Genomic DNA, 2,107 nt, shown 5'->3' with positions numbered 1-2,107 from the left:
AGCATTTTTCTTGTCATTAAGGCAGAACTTCCGTCATCTGTTTCAATACTTGCCTTGTTATCAGCGTATAGTTTATCTGATTAATTCACATCAATTGGCACTACATGCGCTGCACTTTGCCTTAACGAAAGATTGTCACAGCAGTCACTTATGGATTGATTCAACCACACTGCCTGTCTGTAAAAATCAGCGTATCGGGCGGCATAAGTCCATAAAGGCTATTGCAACGCGTGGTAAAAGCTCGATGGGCTGGTTCTTCGGCTGTAAGCTGCATTTAATTATGAATCAGTCAGGAGATGTGGTCAGTACTGCTTTATCAAATGGTCATACAGCAGATATTAAAATGGTTGAACAACTGGTGAAAGGATTAAAAGCGAAGCTGTATGCAGATCGCGGATACATCAGTCAGAATTTAAGGCAAAGTATTAAAGAACAGGGGGTTGATTTAATTACCTATCACCGTAAAAACATGCAAGCGGTGAACTTGTCAAAAGCAGATACGTACAATTTAAGGCAGCGCAATCAAATAGAAACTTTATTCAGCTTACTAAAGGGAAAGTATAATTTGGTGACAAGTAAAGCGAGAAGTATTGAGGGCTATTTAGCTGGCATTTATGCAAGTTTGTGTGCTTACCAGATTTATCATGAAAATAAGCCAACGATTCAAATCCATGAAGCATTGGCTTAAACAGGATTCGGGTTAGTTAACCAAGTGGCCCACATCCAATATTCAGAAATCATTATTTTTGTCCATTCTAGAACAACATGCCAGCACCTCACTGACATGTTGAAAGGTAATCAATTCTTATTTAGTTGATTTGATAGTGAAACTATATTCACCATTCATGTTGTGACCATCTTTCCCCATTGTTGTCCAGACAACGGTATATTTACCTTTTTTCAGTTTCGGAAGAGCGACATCAAAGGATTTCTTTAAGTCATGAGTAACTTTATATTTTAAAGGAACATCTCTTCGCTGAGCATCCAGTAACTTAATATTCATCAACATAACCTCTGCACCAAAGTTAAGGGTCAAGTTCTTTGGTTGACTAAGGATAGATGCATTTTCCGCAGGAATCGCACTCACTAAACTCACATGAGCGAACGTAGTTGTAGTAGCCACAATCATCGTTGCAGCTACTACAACATTACGTAGAGCAGTCATTTTATTTTGAAATAATTTCATTTAAGTTTCCTCTTGATTCGTTAGTTCATTAGAGATGACTTTATAAAATCTATATTTAATGAGACCACATCATCTCCTCTTATATTTCAATTATTAGTGAGAGACAGAAACATAGCGATGACTTCAAAATTACATTTTTGTCATTTTTAAAATTTAAAATCTTTAACTATTAAAATAATCTTATTGAAAAATAATGATCATTTAACAAACAAATTATGTAGGTGGTTGATTTATGAAATGTAGTAATCATTTTGTCTAAGAAAATAGTAGCTATTTAATTTTTTATATTTTAGTTTAAATATAAACATGTTATGTTTAATTTGATCTAATATAAATTTGTGGGCTAAGCACATGACTCAAACACGTCCAAGAATGACCAAATTATTTGAACAGCTTGGTTTAGCTTCTAGTGAAGAAGCAATTGCAAAATTCATAGAGAGCCATCAGCTAGCTGGAGATGTTTTTTTAACACAAGCAATTTTTTGGACTGATGCTCAACGTCATTTTTTAGAAGAAAAACTACACTCTGATGGTGAATGGACGACAGTGATTGATCAATTAAATGAGTCTTTACATGAAAATTCAGTAAAATAATTTTCCGTTAGTATTAAGGATCTACATTCTTCCCTGCATTGAATACAACTCATTCATACAGTAGTACTGTTTTGGAGATGGAATCTCTATTATATAAGTAGTAGATTCCTTACTCTGAAATTTGGATTATAAACCCTAATATTAAAAATAATCTTCTTTACCTTCTATCTAATAAATATACCAATAAGTTTAATAATTAAATTATCCACCCTTTTTTCTATAAAAAACTATTTTGATCAACTGTATTTTTTCTTTAAAGGAATAACAGTGTAAATTACATTAAGAATGTGTCTCTAACTAGCCTTGGAGTCATCTAATCATTTCATT

The 2,107-nt window shown here is 33.3% G+C and carries 3 protein-coding genes; 2 read left to right on the top strand and 1 reads right to left on the bottom strand.

Annotated elements, in window-relative coordinates; all coding sequences use genetic code 11:
* Positions 1-688, top strand: a 688-nt coding sequence (locus BKE30_RS15425) for an IS982 family transposase (RefSeq protein WP_076879441.1), incomplete at its 5' end; no start/stop codon positions are given.
* Positions 689-805: 117 nt separating this feature from the next.
* Here BKE30_RS15425 and BKE30_RS15420 read toward each other — a convergent pair.
* On the bottom strand, positions 806-1,186 hold the full coding sequence (locus tag BKE30_RS15420) for a copper resistance CopC family protein (RefSeq protein ID WP_004681441.1): 381 nt from the start codon (positions 1,184-1,186) through the stop codon (positions 806-808).
* A gap of 351 nt (positions 1,187-1,537) precedes the next feature.
* On the opposite strand from BKE30_RS15420, the gene BKE30_RS15415 reads away from it, so the two are divergent.
* Positions 1,538-1,780, top strand: a complete 243-nt coding sequence (locus BKE30_RS15415) for a DUF2789 family protein (protein ID WP_076879440.1) — start codon at positions 1,538-1,540, stop codon at positions 1,778-1,780.
* Positions 1,781-2,107 lie beyond the last annotated feature (327 nt).

The organism is Alkanindiges hydrocarboniclasticus (genome assembly GCF_001982605.1).
Taxonomy (GTDB): Bacteria; Pseudomonadota; Gammaproteobacteria; order Pseudomonadales; family Moraxellaceae; genus Alkanindiges; species Alkanindiges hydrocarboniclasticus.
The sequence above is the reverse complement of the archived record's forward strand: the minus strand, read 5'-3'. Positions and strand labels throughout refer to the sequence as shown.

Bases quoted from the DNA above. Each gene is read 5' to 3' on its own strand.
- BKE30_RS15420 (WP_004681441.1), bottom strand. From the start codon at position 1,186: ATGAAATTATTTCAAAATAAAATGACTGCTCTACGTAATGTTGTAGTA.
- BKE30_RS15415 (WP_076879440.1), top strand. From the start codon at position 1,538: ATGACTCAAACACGTCCAAGAATGACCAAATTATTTGAACAGCTTGGT.